Origin of the sequence: Streptomyces hawaiiensis, from assembly GCF_004803895.1 — a bacterium.
GTDB lineage: Bacteria > Actinomycetota > Actinomycetes > Streptomycetales > Streptomycetaceae > Streptomyces > Streptomyces hawaiiensis.
On record NZ_CP021978.1, the window covers coordinates 2,255,061 to 2,270,603 of the forward strand.

16 protein-coding genes are annotated in these 15,543 nt (G+C 72.9%); 9 read left to right on the plus strand and 7 right to left on the minus strand.

The window, feature by feature from the left end; all coding sequences use genetic code 11:
- Window positions 1–25 precede the first annotated feature (25 nt).
- Window positions 26–970: a carbohydrate kinase family protein gene (locus CEB94_RS10420; RefSeq protein ID WP_246112143.1), complete on the plus strand. Its 945-nt coding sequence runs from the start codon at window positions 26–28 to the stop codon at window positions 968–970.
- A 114-nt stretch (window positions 971–1,084) separates the two neighbouring features.
- Here the strand turns inward: CEB94_RS10420 and CEB94_RS10425 are convergent, their stop codons facing one another.
- Window positions 1,085–1,876: a methyltransferase gene (locus CEB94_RS10425; RefSeq protein WP_175431920.1), complete on the minus strand. Its 792-nt coding sequence runs from the start codon at window positions 1,874–1,876 to the stop codon at window positions 1,085–1,087.
- Between the two features lie 269 nt (window positions 1,877–2,145).
- Between CEB94_RS10425 and CEB94_RS10430 the strand changes: the two genes are divergently transcribed.
- The gene (locus CEB94_RS10430) at window positions 2,146–3,273 is read left to right on the plus strand and encodes a magnesium and cobalt transport protein CorA (RefSeq protein WP_175431921.1); all 1,128 of its coding nucleotides are present in this window, start codon (window positions 2,146–2,148) and stop codon (window positions 3,271–3,273) included.
- A 55-nt stretch (window positions 3,274–3,328) separates the two neighbouring features.
- On the opposite strand, the gene CEB94_RS10435 is transcribed toward CEB94_RS10430, so the two are convergent.
- Together CEB94_RS10435 and CEB94_RS10440 are read right to left on the minus strand one after the other, a co-directional pair.
- The gene (locus tag CEB94_RS10435; RefSeq protein WP_175431922.1) at window positions 3,329–3,757 is read right to left on the minus strand and encodes a CBS domain-containing protein; all 429 of its coding nucleotides are present in this window, start codon (window positions 3,755–3,757) and stop codon (window positions 3,329–3,331) included.
- 204 nt (window positions 3,758–3,961) lie between these two features.
- Window positions 3,962–4,594 carry a nucleoside/nucleotide kinase family protein gene (locus CEB94_RS10440; RefSeq protein WP_175431923.1) on the minus strand — a complete coding sequence of 211 codons (633 nt, stop codon included), beginning with the start codon at window positions 4,592–4,594 and terminating at the stop codon, window positions 3,962–3,964.
- Window positions 4,595–4,726: 132 nt separating this feature from the next.
- On the opposite strand from CEB94_RS10440, the gene CEB94_RS10445 reads away from it, so the two are divergent.
- The 3 genes from CEB94_RS10445 to CEB94_RS10455 all read left to right on the plus strand — a co-directional run bounded on the left by CEB94_RS10445 (window position 4,727) and on the right by CEB94_RS10455 (window position 7,717).
- Window positions 4,727–5,425, plus strand: a complete 699-nt coding sequence (locus CEB94_RS10445; protein WP_175431924.1) for a DUF2293 domain-containing protein — start codon at window positions 4,727–4,729, stop codon at window positions 5,423–5,425.
- Window positions 5,426–5,589: 164 nt separating this feature from the next.
- A complete protein-coding gene (locus tag CEB94_RS10450) occupies window positions 5,590–6,069 on the plus strand; it encodes an anthrone oxygenase family protein (RefSeq protein WP_175431925.1) in 480 nt (159 codons plus the stop codon).
- Between the two features lie 157 nt (window positions 6,070–6,226).
- Complete coding sequence (locus CEB94_RS10455; RefSeq protein WP_175431926.1) at window positions 6,227–7,717, plus strand: glutamate synthase subunit beta; 1,491 nt, start codon at window positions 6,227–6,229, stop codon at window positions 7,715–7,717.
- A 23-nt stretch (window positions 7,718–7,740) separates the two neighbouring features.
- Here the strand turns inward: CEB94_RS10455 and CEB94_RS10460 are convergent, their stop codons facing one another.
- The gene (locus CEB94_RS10460) at window positions 7,741–8,226 is read right to left on the minus strand and encodes a carboxymuconolactone decarboxylase family protein (RefSeq protein WP_175431927.1); all 486 of its coding nucleotides are present in this window, start codon (window positions 8,224–8,226) and stop codon (window positions 7,741–7,743) included.
- 47 nt (window positions 8,227–8,273) lie between these two features.
- Here CEB94_RS10460 and pdxR point away from each other — a divergent pair, with 47 nt between their 5' ends.
- Entirely contained in the window at window positions 8,274–9,686 is a 1,413-nt protein-coding gene (pdxR, locus tag CEB94_RS10465; protein ID WP_175431928.1) for a MocR-like pyridoxine biosynthesis transcription factor PdxR, read from the plus strand.
- 39 nt (window positions 9,687–9,725) lie between these two features.
- Here pdxR and CEB94_RS10470 read toward each other — a convergent pair whose 3' ends face one another.
- The 3 genes from CEB94_RS10470 to CEB94_RS10480 all read right to left on the minus strand — a co-directional run bounded on the left by CEB94_RS10470 (window position 9,726) and on the right by CEB94_RS10480 (window position 11,745).
- A complete protein-coding gene (locus CEB94_RS10470; protein ID WP_175431929.1) occupies window positions 9,726–10,538 on the minus strand; it encodes an SAM-dependent methyltransferase in 813 nt (270 codons plus the stop codon).
- 91 nt (window positions 10,539–10,629) lie between these two features.
- Window positions 10,630–10,884, minus strand: a complete 255-nt coding sequence (locus tag CEB94_RS10475; RefSeq protein ID WP_175431930.1) for a DUF397 domain-containing protein — start codon at window positions 10,882–10,884, stop codon at window positions 10,630–10,632.
- Entirely contained in the window at window positions 10,885–11,745 is an 861-nt protein-coding gene (locus CEB94_RS10480; RefSeq protein ID WP_175431931.1) for a helix-turn-helix domain-containing protein, read from the minus strand. It abuts the gene before it with no gap.
- A 242-nt stretch (window positions 11,746–11,987) separates the two neighbouring features.
- Here CEB94_RS10480 and CEB94_RS10485 point away from each other — a divergent pair, with 242 nt between their 5' ends.
- From CEB94_RS10485 to CEB94_RS10495, 3 genes are all read left to right on the plus strand, one after another.
- Window positions 11,988–12,653: an ATP-binding protein gene (locus CEB94_RS10485; RefSeq protein ID WP_175431932.1), complete on the plus strand. Its 666-nt coding sequence runs from the start codon at window positions 11,988–11,990 to the stop codon at window positions 12,651–12,653.
- A complete protein-coding gene (locus tag CEB94_RS10490) occupies window positions 12,650–13,084 on the plus strand; it encodes a hypothetical protein (protein WP_175431933.1) in 435 nt (144 codons plus the stop codon). The genes CEB94_RS10485 and CEB94_RS10490 overlap by 4 nt, the downstream gene beginning before the upstream one ends.
- Before the next feature lie 502 nt (window positions 13,085–13,586).
- Window positions 13,587–15,542, plus strand: coding sequence for an ABC transporter ATP-binding protein (locus tag CEB94_RS10495; RefSeq protein WP_175431934.1), 1,956 nt, complete (start codon window positions 13,587–13,589; stop codon window positions 15,540–15,542).
- The last annotated feature ends 1 nt before the right edge of the window (window position 15,543 follow it).

The following is a 15,543-nucleotide window of genomic DNA, read 5'->3' on the forward strand; positions in this document are numbered from 1 at the left end:
GGGGGAGACCGGCACCGGCTCGGCGGTGACCGGCACCGGCCCGGGGGAGACCAGCGCCGGCCCGGTGGCGGGACGGGGGCTGCTGGTCGTCGGGGATGTCATCACCGACGTCGTCGCGCGGCATCGAGGGCCGCTCGCGGCCGGGACGGACACGGCTGCCTCGATCCGGACGGTGGCGGGCGGGGCGGGCGCCAATGTGGCGTGCTGGGCGGCGCACCGCGGAGCGGCGGACGTGCGGATGCTCGGACGCGTGGGGGCGGAGTCGGCGGCCTGGCACGAGCGGGAGCTGGTCGCCCAGGGAGTGCGTCCGCAGCTCGTCGTCGACCCGCTGGCGCCGACCGGCACCGTGATCTGCATGGTCGACGGGGGCGCTTCGGCGGAGCGGACGTTCCTCACCGACAGCGGCGCTTCGGTGCGGCTCGGACCCGCCGACTGGTCGGACGCGCTGCTCGACGGCGTGGCCCGGCTGCATCTGTCGGGCTACCTCCTGTTCGCCGAGCCGAGCCGGGCCCTGGTGGAGGTGGCACTCAAAGCCGCACGCGCGCGTGGAGTGCCGGTGAGTCTGGACCCGGCTTCGGCCGGCTTCCTCGCCGAGCTGGGCGTCGAGCGGTTCCTGGCGCTCGTCGAGGGTGTGGACGTCCTGCTGCCCAGCCGGGACGAGGCGTGCCTGCTGACGGGGCTGGCGGACGCGGCCGAGGCGGCGGCCCGGCTGAGCCTGCGCGGACCGCTGGTCGTCGCCAAGCAGGGCCACGAGGGGGCGGTCGTGGCACGCTCGGGGAAGGTGCGCGCCCGCGTTCCGGCCGTACCGGCGGCTCCGCGGGACACGACCGGTGCCGGTGACGCCTTCACCGGCGCGTTCCTCGCCGCGCTGCTCGCGGGTGCCGGGCCGGAGAGTGCCGCGGCGGAGGGCTGCCGCGCGGGCGCGCGGGCGGTGGAGCGGGTGGGCGGCAGACCGCCCCTGCCGGGCTGAACACGCAGGCCCCGTCTGAACGGCCTGAACGGTCGGAACGGCCTGAACGGCCTGAACGGTCGGAACGGCCTGAACGGCCTGAACGGTCTGAAGCCACCGGCCACCGGCCATCGGCTACTGCTTGCGCCCCCACGCCGAGATCATAGGTGCCGTCGTCAGATCGAGCGCGCCGGAGGTGACGTTCTCGAGGTGCCGGTCGATGTCCTGGTCCGTGGCGAGGCCCGCCGTGACGAGCTGGTCGCGGATCTGGCGGATCGTGACGGACTCCAGGGCCGCACAGGCCGGCGAGGCGAGGGGGAAGTAGGCGTCGGCGTGGACCCGGGTCAGACCGGCGTCCCGGAGCAGCCGCGGCAGGGCGCGGCCGCACGGCAGGTCGGTCCCACGCTCGGTGAGCAGTCTGCGGAAGCCCTGCCGCAGCCGGTTCGCGAGCTGCTGCTCGGGACCGTGCTCGTCGGGGCAGAGCAGGGGCTGCAGGGCGGGGTCGGCGTCCTCCACGAGGATGCGTCCGCCGGGGCGCAGGGATGCGGCCATGGACCGCAACGCCTGTTCCCGGTCGGTCACATGGACCAGGGCGAGTCGGGCGTGCACCAGGTCGAAGCCCTCCCCGGGCGGCTCCTGCGCGCCGAGGTCGTGGGCCCTCACCTCGACGGGGGGCCGGGCGGCGGAGGCGAGCCGCGAGGTGTCGGTGTCGGTCGCGATGACGCGTCCGGTCGGACCGACCTTCTTCGCCAGCCAGGACACCACGGTGGTGCCGGCGCCGACCTCCCAGCACCGCCAGCCGGATCCGATACCGAGCGCTTCGAGGTGCCGGAACGTCGTGGGATCGAAGAGAGCGGCGAAGGCGCTGAAGTGCTCCGCCGCCGCGGTCTGCCGGTGGTCGAGGAGGTACCCGTCGGTTCGCGTCATGCCGCGATCATCCCAGTTGTCCGACTTATCCGTGCCCGTCGACGCTCCGGCGCGGAGAACCGCGTCGGATGCATGCCGGTACGAGAACCGCCCGGCACGGGACTGCGTCGATGTGGCAGGGCCACGGCGTCGGGGCGTGGTTCGTCCACAGCCGGGAACCAAGCGGAATGGGCCGTTTCCACAGGCTTACCCGCAGCTCACGCAGGCCTGGCAGACTGACGCGCCAAGGCGCAGGAACGGCGCGAGGAGTTCCACGCAAGGAGATCCGGATGTCCATGGCAGGGAATCTGCGGAAGGTCACGAGCCTCGGCGGGGTCGGCGGCCTTCGCAAGGTGGCCCGGCTGGCCCGGCGGCGCCCGCGCGTCGACCTGAGCCACCCGGCCCGGTCCCCGCTGGGCTCCTCGGTGGTGAACTGCGTGACGTACCGGGAGGGCGTCCGCACCCCCGCGCGCGGCGATCTGGTGGACACCGTGGAGCGGGTACGCAAGAGCCGGGAGGGCTTCGTCTGGCTCGGTCTGCACGAACCCACCGATCAGGAGTTCGCGGGTATCGCCGAGCTCTTCGACCTCCACCCGCTGGCCGTCGAGGACGCGATCGAGGCCCACCAGCGCCCCAAGCTGGAGCGCTACGACGAGACGCTCTTCGCGGTGTTCAAGACGGTCTGCTACGTCGAGCACGAGGAACTGACGGCCACCAGCGAGGTGGTGAACACCGGCGAGATCATGGTGTTCGTCGGCGCGGACTTCGTGATCACGGTGCGGCACGGCCGGCACGGCTCGCTGGGCCCGCTGCGCGAGGAGCTGGAATCCGATCCCGGCCAGCTCGCCAAGGGCCCGTCGGCGGTGCTGCACGCGATAGCGGACCACGTGGTCGACGACTACCTGACGGTCACGGACGCGGTGCAGGGGGACATCGACCAGGTGGAGACGGACGTCTTCTCCGAGGCCGGCGCGCGGGCCGACCCGGGGCGTATCTACCAGCTCAAGCGTGAACTGCTCGAGCTGAAGCGGGCGGTGGTGCCGCTCAGCCGGCCGCTCGAGGATCTCGCCACCCGGCCGATCCGGGCGGTCGACCCGGAGATACAGGCGTACTTCCGTGACGTCTCGGACCATCTGCTGCGGGCGAAAGAGCAGATCGCCGCCTTCGACGAACTGCTCAACTCCATCCTGCAGGCGCACCTCGCGCAGGTCACGGTCGCGCAGAACGAGGACATGCGGAAGATCACGGCGTGGGCCGCGATCGTCGCCGTGCCGACGATGGTCTGCGGGGTCTACGGCATGAACTTCGACCACATGCCGGAGCTGCACTGGCGGTACGGCTACGGCATGGTCATCGGCGTGATATCTGTCGCGTGTCTTGCCCTGTACCGGGGGTTCCGGCGCAGCGGCTGGCTCTGACGCGGGCCGTGATCCGCGAAGGGTCTGTGGGGCGTCTGTGGGGTGATCGGCGAGGTCAGCGCATGGCGGTCGTGGCGTAGACGCTCTCCGCCCACGAAGCGATCTGGTCCTGCGCGAGATGCCGGGCCAGGTCGGCTTCGCTGATCATGCCGACCAGGCGCTTGTCCCGGATCACGGGCAGCCGGCGGATCTGGTGCTCCCGCATCTCGCGGAGCACCTCGCCGACGTCGGCGTCCGCGTCGATCCAGCGGGGCGTGCCCTTGGCCATCTCGCCCGCGGTGATCCTGGCGGGGTCGTGGCCCATGGCGACGCAGCCGACGACGATGTCGCGGTCGGTGAGGATGCCGCAGAGCCGCTCGTTCTCGTCGCTGATGGGCAGGGCGCCGACGTTCAGCTCGCGCATGAGCTGGGCGGCGCGGTCGAGGGTTTCGTGGGCGGGGATCCACTGGGCACCGCGGTGCATGATGTCTCCGGCGGTGGTCATGGGGTACCTCCCGGTGCCGGACGGCCGGCGCGGCGCGGGACGCACCGCGAGTCCCGACGCCCTTCATTCTCGCCGCGCCCCCGGATGCCCGCACACGGGACCCGCGACCACGGCTCGCCGCAGGCCGCCATCACGGCTCGGTGCAGGACGCCATCACGGCTCGGTGCAGGACCACCCGCCCGCCGCCGAACCCCGGCGGCTTGCTCAGCCGCTCCACGCGGGATGGCGGGGGTCGTCGGCCCGCACCAGGACGTCGGCCGTGTCCACCGGGTCCGTCTCGTGCTCGTAGCGCTCGAAGGCCGGGAGGGTCCAGTGCTCGGCCTCGGGTGTGCGGCGGCGCAGGGCGCCCGGGGAGAGGAGGACGTGGACGCTCAGATCGAAGGGGAACCAGTGCCGAAGGAGGAAGGGTCCGTGCAGCAACAGCACGCCGCCGGGCGGGAGCTCGGCGTAGGGGCTGCGGGTGGCGCGGTCGGCGGCCGGGTCCCACAGATCGGGCAGGACGCGGCCGTCGCCGTCGGCTTCGAGCGGGCCGAACACCTCGCGCCACAGAGCGCCGGTGTCGTACCAGCCGCTGTAGTAGGCCTCGACGTCCTGGTGGCCGTACTCGAGCCGTACGGAGGCGGGGCGCAGAAAGCCCTCCGTGCCCACGACGAGCGAGGATCGACCGCGTATGCGCAGTGCCTCACCGACGCGGTGGGCGAGGTCTCCCGGGCGGGCGGCCGGGGCGCCGTCGAGGGCGATGCGAAGCCAGGGAGAGCCGTCGGCGGGCTTCAGGTCGAGCAGGCGCTCGGCGAGCAGGTCGCCGAGCCGTTCCCAGGTGATCGCTTCGAGTCGCACACGGCCCATGATGCGTCAGGCCGGGGCAGGAGCCGCCCCGCCCGCGGACGTCCGGAAGGAGCGGCGACCGGATCGCCAGGGTCTGTCATGGCGTGCGTAGTTCGCGCTGCCGTCAGGGGGAATGAACCACCTATGGTCCCCCGCGCGACGCTTCCGCCCCTCACCGGACTTCTCGTCTTCCAGCCCCTCAAGCGGCGGTACTGCGCCGAGTGCCGGCAAGGGCCGCTTCCGCTGCTCGTCCTCGAGGACGGCGCCCCGCGCTGCCTCGACTGCGCCGACCTCGGGCATCTGGTGTTCCTGCCGAGCGGCGACACCGCGCTGACGCGCAGAGCGCGGGAGGAGAGCACGCTGTCGGCGGTGGTCGTGCGGTTCAACCGGCGCAAGGGCCGCTACGAGCGGCAGGGCGTTCTGGTCGAGGAGGCGGCGCTCGCGCGGGCCGAGCAGCGGTGTCTCGCGGACGCCGAGGCACGACGGCGGCGGCGGGTGCGGGACGCGCGGCGGCGGGCGGCTCAGGACGCCCTGTTCGCCCAGGCCTTCGCGGCGGAGATACTCCGGCTGTTTCCCGGGTGCCCGGCCGACCGGGCGCGGGCCATCGCCCTGCACGCCTCGGAGCGGGGCAGCGGGCGGGTGGGCCGCAGCGCGGCGGGGCGTGCGCTGACCGAGGGTGCGGTGACCTCGGCGGTCGTGGCGTCCGTACGGCATCTGGACACGCCGTACGACCGGCTGCTCATGAGCGGCGTGCCCAGACACGAGGCGCGGCGGCGGATCGCGCCGGCGGTGGCGACGGTGCTGAGGGGCTGGACCGAGGCGGGGCTCGGTTCCGCGGGGTGACGTGGCGGTATCGGTGAGCCGGGCTGACACGGCCGTTCGGTGGACGTGGACGTCTGCTTATGGCCCTGCGGCCCTCGGCCATGGTCACTGTGCCCGTACGGGAATTCACTTGTGGTGCGAAAGGGCGCCGGGCAGGATCCCGGCTCGACGGGCGGGAGAGGGACATGATCGACGGACCGTACTTCGTGCTGACGGTGCTGGGGGTGCTCGGGACCGGCCTGGTGGCCGGGGTGTTCTGCGGGTTCTCCACCTTCGTGATGCGCGGCCTCGGCATGCTGCCGCCCGCGCAGGGCGTCGCCGCGATGAACGCGATCAACGTGGCGGCGGTGACCCTGCCCTTCATGATCGTGTTCCTGGGATCGGCCGTGCTGTGCGCGGTGATCGCCGTGGTGACGTTCGTGCTGTGGCCGGACGAGGGGACGGTGGAGCTGCTGGTGGGCAGCGCGCTGTACCTGTTCGGCTCGTTCGGGCCGACCATGGTCGCGAACGTGCCGCGCAACGACGCGCTGGCCAAGCTGGAGCCGGGCACACCGCAGGCGGCGGCGTACTGGCCGGCGTACGTACGCGAGTGGACGCTGTGGAACCACGTCCGCACGGCCGCCTCGGCCGGGGCGGCGCTGGCGTACGTGCTGGCGCTCACCTGACACCCGAGCCGGCCGCTCACCTGACGTCCACGCACGCGGCGACAGGCACCGGCCGGGAGGCGGACGTATCGTGACGAAAGGAGTGCCGCACGAGGAGTGAGAAGAGGGCCGCCCGCCGACGCGCGGCCTGTCACACGCGCACGCGAGGAAGACGGCCATGGCCGATCCCAAGGGTTTCATGACCACGCCCCGCCAGGACTGGCCGCGCAGGCCGGTCGAGGAACGGGCGCGGGACTGGGACGAGGTCTACGTCCCCGGGGCGCTGCTGCCGATCATCAGCAAGCAGGCCGACCGCTGCATGGACTGCGGCGTCCCCTTCTGCCACGAGGCCTGCCCGCTGGGCAACCTGATCCCCGAGTGGAACGACCTGGTGTCCAGGGAGGACTGGCGGGCGGCTGCCGACCGGCTGCACGCCACGAACAACTTCCCGGAGTTCACCGGACGGTTGTGCCCGGCGCCGTGCGAGGCGGGGTGCGTGCTGGCGATCAACCAGCCGGCCGTCACCATCAAGAACGTCGAGTGCGCGATCGCCGACCGGGCCTGGGAGGAGGGGTTCGCGCCGCCGAGGCCGCCGGAGCGGTTGTCCGGCAAGACGGTCGCGGTGATCGGTTCGGGTCCGACCGGGCTGGCCGCGGCCCAGCAGCTGACGCGAGCCGGGCACACGGTCGCCGTGTACGAGAGGGACGACCGGCTCGGCGGTCTGATGCGGTACGGCATTCCCGCGTTCAAGATGGAGAAGCGCCATCTGGAGCGGCGGCTGGAGCAGATGCGGGCCGAGGGGACGAAGTTCCGGACGTCGACGGCGGTCGGGCGGGACATCGGGGCCGACGAGCTGCGGAGCCGCTACGACGCCCTGGTGCTCGCCACCGGGGCGACCGCATGGCGTGAACTCCAGGTTCCGGGGCGGGAGCTGGCAGGCATTCACCAGGCGATGGCGTACCTGCCGCCGGCCAACCGGGTGTGCGAGGGGGATCTGGAGACGTCCCCGCTGTCGGCCGCCGGGAAGCACGTCGTCATCGTCGGCGGTGGCGACACCGGCGCGGACTGCCTCGGGACGGCCGTCCGGGAGGGTGCCGCGTCCGTGACCCAGCTGGACATCTACGCGCTGCCGGACACCGAGCGCGACGAGGACACCGAACCCTGGCCGACGTACCCGATGCGGGTCTACCGGCTGTCCGCCGCCCATGAAGAGGCCCGTGACCTGCGGACCGCCCCGGTCGCCGACGCGGATGCGCGGCTGTTCGCGGCGTCCACGCTGCGCTTCGACGGTGACGCGCAGGGGCATGTGCGGTCGCTGCACCTGGTCGAGGTGGACGCGCGGCGCCGGCCGGTGGACGGCACCGGGCGGACGCTCCCCGCCGACCTCGTGCTGCTCGCCCTCGGTTTCTCCGGGCCCGACCGGGGGGACGGGCTCGTCGATCAGCTGGGGCTGGAGATGGAACCGCGCGGGACGATCGCGCGGGATTCCGCTTTCGCGACGAACGTGCCAGGGGTGTTCGCCGCGGGGGACGCGGCCCGGGGACAGTCGCTCATCGTGTGGGCGATCGCCGAGGGGCGGGCGGTGGCGGCGGCCGTCGACCGTCATCTGACGGGCAGTTCGAGGCTGCCGGCGCCGATCGGGCCGTACGACCGGCCCATGATGGCGTAGGCCGCCGCCCCGTCCGGGGACGATCACCGCTCGTCCGTCCCCGCCACCTTCCCCGTCGACAGCGCCACCCGGTTCCACGTGTTGATCGTGCAGATCAGAGCGAGAATCCGGGCCAGTTCCCGCTCGTCGAACCGAGCGGCGGCCTGCGCGTAGACGTCGTCCGGGACACCGGCGTCGGCGACGAGGGTCATCGCGTCCGTGAGGGCGAGAACCGCCTGCTCCCGCTCGGTGAAGAAGTGGCGGGCCTCGCGCCACACGGCGACCATGTGCAGCCGGTCCTCGCTCTCGCCGGCCTTGCGGGCGTCGTCCGTGTGCATGTGAAGGCAGTACGCGCAGTGGTTGAGGTGCGAGGAGCGGATCTGGATCAGTTCGACGAGGGCCGGGTCGATGCCCTCGCGGGCGGCGGCGTCGAGGGCGATGAGGGCCCGGAAGGCCTTCGGGGCGGACGTGCCGAAGTCCAGCCGGGTCGCCGCCACAGGGGTGCTGTTCGTGTTCGTGTCCGTCGTCATGCCCTTCAACCTACGTGCCGGAAAGACCCGCTGTATGGTGCACTTTCATGGGGTCATCGTGGGTCAATTCAGCGGAGCGCATCGGGTCCGATCTGCATCTGGAGCTGACCGGGCCGGGCGGCCGGCGGGCGGCTCTGATCCGGGCCCTGCGCGAGGCCGTGCGCAGCGGGCGGCTCGCTCCGGGCACGCGGCTGCCGCCGTACCGCTCGCTCGCGGCGGACCTCGGCGTCGCCCGCAACACGGTGGCGGACGCGTACGCGGAGCTCGTCGCGGAGGGCTGGCTCACCGCCCGGCAGGGCTCGGGGACGCGGGTCGCGGAGCGTGCCGAACCGCTGCGGCCCGCCGCTCGCCTGCCCAAGAAGGCGCCGCCACGCGCGCGTGGCCCCCGGCACGACCTGACGCAGGGCACGCCGGACGCCTCGGCGTTCCCGCGCACCGCCTGGCTGGCGTCCTACCGACGGGCCCTGCAACAGGCACCCAACGAGGTGTTCGGGCCGGGCGACCCCGCCGGCCGGGCCGAACTGCGGGAGGCGCTCACGGAGTACCTGGCACGCGCGCGTGGCGTGCGGACCGAGCCGGGCCGGATCGTGATCTGCTCCGGCTTCGCCCACGCGCTGCGGCTGCTGTTCGGCGGCGGCGTCCTGCGCGGGCCGCTGGCGGTGGAGGCGTACGGGCTCGGGTTCCACCGGGAGGTCCTGGCCACGGCCGGGGTGCGGACCGTTCCGCTGCCCCTCGACGAAGACGGCGCGCGGATCGACCGGCTGGGGCGCGAGCGGGCCGTGCTGCTCACGCCGGCGCACCAGTTCCCGACCGGCGGCCTCCTGCATCCCGCGCGCCGGGCAGCCGTGATCGACTGGGCACGCGCGCGTGACGGGCTGGTCCTGGAGGACGACTACGACGGGGAGTTCCGCTACGACCGCAAGCCGGTCGGCGCCGTCCAGGGGCTCGACCCCGAGCGCGTGATCCACATCGGCTCGGTCAGCAAGAGCCTGTCGCCGGCGGTGCGGCTGGGCTGGATGGTGCTCCCGGAGCGGTACGTCGACGCCGCCCTGGCCGCCAAGGGCGAGCGCGAGGCGTGGGCGAGCGTCCTCGACCAGCTGAGCCTGGCGGACTTCATCGCCTCGGGATCGTACGACCGGCACGTGCGGCGGATGCGGCTGCGGTACCGCGGCCGCCGGGACCGGCTCGTCGCGGCGCTCGCCGAGCACGCGCCGCACATCGAGGCCACCGGCATCGCGGCCGGGCTGCACGCGGTGCTGCGGCTGCCGCCCGGCACCGAGGCGTCCGCGGTCAAGGCCGCCGCCTGGCAGGGCATCGCCCTCGACGGCCTCGCCGCGTTCCGGCACCCGGAGACGGACATGCCGGTGGGCGACGGGCTCGTCGTCGGGTACGCGACCCCCTCCGAGCACGCCTACGGGCCGGCCCTGGAGGCGCTGTGCGGTGCACTGCCGCCACCGTGACCGGCCCGAAGCGGAACCCTGGGAAGCCCCCGCGGCGGCCTAGGTTTTGCGCCCCACGGCCCCGTATCCCGGAATCACCCCGTCGTCCTGCCCGGGCACGGGCTCGCCCAGCTCGGGGTGCCAGCGGTGGGGCACCTCGACGCCGGGTTCGACGAGGTCGAGGCCGTCGAAGAAGCGGGTGAACTCCTCGCGGGAGCGCAGGGCCAGGGTGACACCCGCGGCGCGCAGCTTCTCGGTCGCCGCCTTCGACTCCTCCGGGGTGAAGTCGGCGGTCGCGTGGGTCATCACCAGGTAGCTGCCGGAGGGCAGTTCGGCGAGCAGCCGCCGGACCAGGTCGTGGGCGCCGTCCTCGTCGGAGACGAAGTGCAGCAGCGCGACGAGCGACAGCGCGACGGGCCGGGTGAAGTCCAGGACCTTCCTCGCCCCCTCCAGGATGGCGTCCGGGTCGCGCACGTCGGCCTGGAGGTACTCGGTCGCACCCTCGTCCGTGCCGCGCAGCAGGGCCGCCGCGTGGGCCAGGACGATGGGGTCGTTGTCGCAGTAGACGACCCGGGCGCCGGGCGCGGTCTCCTGGGCGACCTGGTGGAGGTTGGGCTCGGTCGGGATGCCGGTGCCGACGTCCAGGAACTGCCTTACGCCGCTGCGGGCCAGCCAGCGCGTGGCCCGGTGCATGAACGCGCGGTTGACCCGCGCCATCACCGGCACCCGCAGGTCGAGGGTGAGCATCTGACGGCCCATCTCCTCGTCGACCGGGTAGTTGTCCTTGCCGCCGAGGTACCAGTCGTACATCCGTGCGGGATGGGGTCTGGTGGTGTCGATCTGGACGGCCGACGTGGGGTCCTGCCCGGTCATGAGGCACTCCGTAAGGCACAGAGGGTGGTCAATTCAGCACCAGCGATGCAATGTCGGCTGGATGGGTCGAGCGACGGCGACGGCAATCACGTCAGGACAGCAGGAAGTCCGCCTGCCCCGCCTTCGCTCCCTCGATGAAGGCCGTCATCTCGTCGGTGGTGTAGATCAGCGCCGGACCGTCCGGGTCGGTGGACTGCCGGACGGCGATACGGCCGTCGGCGAGTTTCATCGCCTCCAGGCAGTTGCCTCCGTTTCCGCCGCTCCACGGCTTGTGCCAGCCTTCGCTGCCCAAGTCGCGCGCGGGCATGCCGTTGTAGACGTGTTTGCGCGGCTTGATGCGATCCATTCACAGCTCCTTGCGGAGATCCCGGAGGATCTCCTTCGTGCGATGTGCCGTAGCGGCCTGCGCCGCCATGCGGTCCATGACCTCGAGGTGGGTCGCCACCTCGGTGCGCGCGTCGAGATAGACCGCGCCGGTCAGGTACTCGCTGTAGACCATGTCCGGCAGTTCGGGCATGGCGAATCGGAACAGCACGAACGGCCCGTACGTGCCCGGGTGCGGCCCATTGGCGAACGGGGCGATCTGCAGCGTCACGTTGGGGAGCTTCGTGGCGTCGAGCAGTTTGTCGATCTGGTCACGCATCACCTCCGGCCCGCCGGCCGGACGCCGCAGCGCGGTCTCGTCCATCACGACCCACAGCCGGGGCGCGTCCTCGCGGGTGAGCAGGTCCTGGCGCTGCATGCGCAGGGCGACGTGGCCCTCGATGTCCTCGGGCCGGGTCTGGCCGATGGCTCCCGACCGGAGCACGCCGCGCGCGTAGTCCTCGGTCTGCAGCAGCCCAGGGACGAAATGGGGCTCGTAACTGCGGATGACGTCGGCGGCGCCCTCCAGGCTCACGTACATCGAGAACCAGCCGGGCAGGATGTCGTGGAAACGCTGCCACCAGCCGGGCCTGTTGGCGTCCTCGGCCAGTTCGACGAAGGCTTCGGCCTCGTCGTCGGGGATTCCGTAGGCCTTGAGGAGCAGTTGCAGGTACGGGATTTTGAGGGCGACCTCGGCCATCTCCATACGGCGGACCGTGGCGGGGGCGACACGGAGGATGCGCGCGGCCTCCTCGCGCTTCATCCCGGCGCGTTCCCTCAGGTCCAACAGACGTCGGCCGAGAACGACCTGACCGACCGTCGGCGCGGACCGCGGTTCACTCACGCTCCACCTCCACGAAGAGTTGTGACGAGCCGGTCACAGAAAACGCTGACAGCCCGGCGGCGCCATGCGAAGACCTTTTCGAAAAGCCGATCCGAACAAACGTTCCGAACGCATCTTCGACGATCTCAACTGGCGCCGCGCGGGGTGCTGTTGCGAGCAGTGTGCCACGGCCTTCCAGACCGTCACACAGCACTCTGCAATTTTCAGAGTGACACTTGCCAAGTGTTCACGGCGGGGCGATAGTGGCAAGCGTGATTCCGTCCGCGCCCTTAGGAACAGATGCCGCCGCAGGCCCTCTCGGGCTGGGCGCCGCCACGGGAGAGGTCTCCCTCGGGACCGCTGCCGAGCGCCGGTTCCGTTTCGAGCTGGCCGCACATCCGGGTTCTCCCGCCCAGGCCAGACGCCTGACGCGAGCCCGGCTGACCGGCTGGTCGGTGTGCGCGGACACCTGCGACAGCGCGGCCCTGGTGGTGTCCGAGCTGGTCACCAACGCCATCGTGCACACGGCGAGCACCCACATAGTGTGCGAGCTGCACGACAGTGACGACCTGGTGCGGATAGCCGTGCGCGACGAGGGCTGCGCCCCGGGTCAGCCCCACGCCGCCAGCCGGACACGGCCCGAGGAGGAGCACGGGAGGGGACTGCTTCTCGTCGACGCTCTCTGCCATTCCTGGGGCGCCCATGAGAACGGCCCCGGACTGCTGGTCTGGGCCGAGCTGCCGCGCACGGCGGACACCACCCCGCACGATCCGGTCGAGCCCCAGGGGGACCTGGGCTGGGGCGCCCGCCCCAAGCGCGGCCCGTCCGACGCCCCGGACGACGGGGACGAAACCCGTCAGGCACGCCACACGCGGGGCGCCCCGGAGGTTCCCCCTCAGGAGCGTCGCCGAGATCGGGGGCACGCATGAGCCCGGTGCAGGGAGGCCGCGTGCTGAACCTGGACACACTGGTGCGCGTCCGGCGCGGGCTGCGGACGCCCGGCCCGGCCCTGCGGCTGCCCGTGCCCGACGGCATGACCGCCCCGCTCGGCTGCGACGCGATCGCCGTCCCCGCCCACGTCGGCCCGCTGGTCATGCCGCGGCTGCCCCGCGTGGGCTGCGTCTACGCCGACGAGACGCACTGGTATTGGCTGGTGCCGTCCGACTCCGACCACGCCCTGGAGTGGCCCGCCCCGGCGCGGTACGTCACCGGCGCGCTCGTCCCGGATCTGCCGGAGATCCCCGACCTGGTCCACCGCCCGGACGGCACGCTTCCGTACACCCCGCCGATCCCCCTCTACCTGGCACTGTGCCGCGTGACGGGAACGGCCCCGTCCTGGTCCCGCCCGGTCAGCGCGTAGACCCGGGCCCGCGACCGCCCCTCGCACGACCGTCTTTCGCACGGCAGCCCCGAGCGCCCGGCCTCGCGCGACCCGGCCTCCGCCCGCCCGATCTTCTCGCAGGCGACCCCGAGGCGACCCTGTACGACGAACCCGCACACGGACCGGCCCCCGTCCGCCCGATCGCCACCCAGCCGCACGACAAACCCCCACGCGGACGGCCCGTCGGACGCCCGGTCTCCACCTCCGCAGGCCCGGCCCGCAGCACAACGCCTGCGCAGCAGCCCCGCACGGCCGCCCCGCGCACGACCGACGCCCGCCCGCCGGCCTGACCACCGCCGACCCGGGTGCCGCACTCCGTCCGCTCCCCCGGCGCGGCCCCGCGCCGCCCCGCACTTCCTCCCGGCCAGGTCGTGCGCCCGCGCGCATCCGGCGCCCCGGGCTGCGCCCTGCCCGGGATGAGGTCCGCCCCGCGATAGTGGGCCGCTCATGGGCGGGGCACGAGGCGGGGAGGCGGTCGACGGTGGGGAAGAAGCGGACCGCGCCGGAGGTGTCCGAGTCGGAGCGGCTGCTCTTCGGCGGGCCGCTGCGCTACGACATGGGCTGGAGCCAGCACGCCGACGCGTTCCTGGAGCTGAACTTCCGCGCCATGATCACCCGGCTGCCGTCCCTGCTCGCGTCCAGCCTCAGGCTCGCCCGGCAGGCCGACCGGGCCGCAGCGCGGATCGTGCTGGCCGCCGAGGCGGGCCGGGGCGTGGCGCAGGCGGTGAGCCTGCTCGCGGTGAACAGTGTGCTGGCCGGGCTGATGGGCGGCGGCCCGATCGACGACCGGCTGCGCGGAGCCGTCCCCGCTCTGGTCACGGTGGCCGTCGTGATGTTCCTCGCGGCCCTGTTGCGGGCCGCGAGCACCTACGCCACGGGCCGGCTGGAGCCCAAGGTCGAGCGGGTGGCGACCGAGCGGTACCTGGAGCGGGCCGCGGCCGTGGAGCTGGCCGCGATCGAGGACCACGCCTTCCACAAGCTGCTGGACACCGCGCAGTACGGCGCCGCCTCCGCGCGCCGGATGATCTCCTACGGCACGCGCGTGATCAACGCGATGATCTCGCTGGTCGCGGCGGCGGGCGTGCTGACCGTGCTGCACCCGGCCCTGCTGCCGTTGCTGGTCACGATGACCCTGCCGAGCGCCTGGAGCGCGCTGACCGTCGCCCGGCGGCGCTACGAGTCCTTCCACGCCTGGGTGCAGCACGTCCGCGCGGGCCGGCTGCTCGGCAACCTGCTGATCGAGCCCGAGGCGGCCCCCGAGATCCGGGTGCACGGGGTGGGCTCCTTCCTGCTGCGGCACTTTCGCGCGATGTCGGAGACGGCCGAGGCCGAGCAGGCCCGCCTGGCGGAGCTCGCCGCGCGCACGGGCCTGATCGCGGCGGCGTTCACGGGCCTGGCGACGGTGGCGACGTACGCGACGCTGGGCGGGCTGCTGCTGGCGGGGGCGATGGCGCTGTCGGTGGCGGGTACGGCCGTGATCGCGATCCGGACCGGCTCGCAGAGCCTCGACACGCTCGTGGTGGAGGTCAACGCGCTGCACGAGGAGGCGCTCTTCGTGGGCGACCTGCAGCGGCTGTACACCGAGGCGGACCAGTGGGCGATCCCTGCGGGCGGCGCTCCGCTGCCGGAGGATCCGCGCGAGATCCGCTTCGAGAACGTCACGTTCCGCTACCCGGGCGACTCGGCCAGCCCCGCTCTCGACGACGTGACGCTCGACCTGCCGCTGGGCCGGATCATCGCTCTGGTCGGCGAGAACGGCTCCGGCAAGACGACCCTGGTCAAGCTGCTCGCCGGGCTCTACAAGCCGGAGCGTGGGCGGATCCTGTGGGACGGCGTGGACGCGGCGACCGCGGACCGGCACCGGCTGGCCGAGCGGATCGCGATGGTGGCGCAGGACTTCAAGCGGTGGCCGTTCACGGCCCGGGTGAACATCGCCCTGGGGCGCACCTCGGCGCCGGTGTGCGAGGACCGGCTGGCCGCGTCGGTCGCCGAGGCCGGGGCGGAGACGGTGGTCGCGGACCTGCCGCGCGGGCTGGACACCCTGCTCGCCCGCGACTTCAGCGGCGGGCACGAACTGTCGGGCGGCCAGTGGCAGCGGCTGGGCATCGCCCGGGCGGCCTATCGCGGGGGCCGCATCCTGATCGTGGACGAGCCGACGGCGGCCCTGGACGCCCGGGCCGAGCTGGAGGTCTTCGAGCGGATCCGCGCCCTGGCCGGCAGCGGCCAGACGGTCGTACTGATCACGCACCGGCTGGCGTCCGTACGGCACGCGGATCTGGTGCACGTCCTGGACCAGGGCCGGCTCGTGGAGTCCGGGACACCGGAGGAGCTGCTGGCGACCGGTGGGCTCTACGCCGAGCTGTACGCGCTCCAGGCGGAGCAGTTCGCCTCGGCACCCGCGCCGGTCAGGAAGGTGCCGTCGCCGAAGGCGGGCTGAG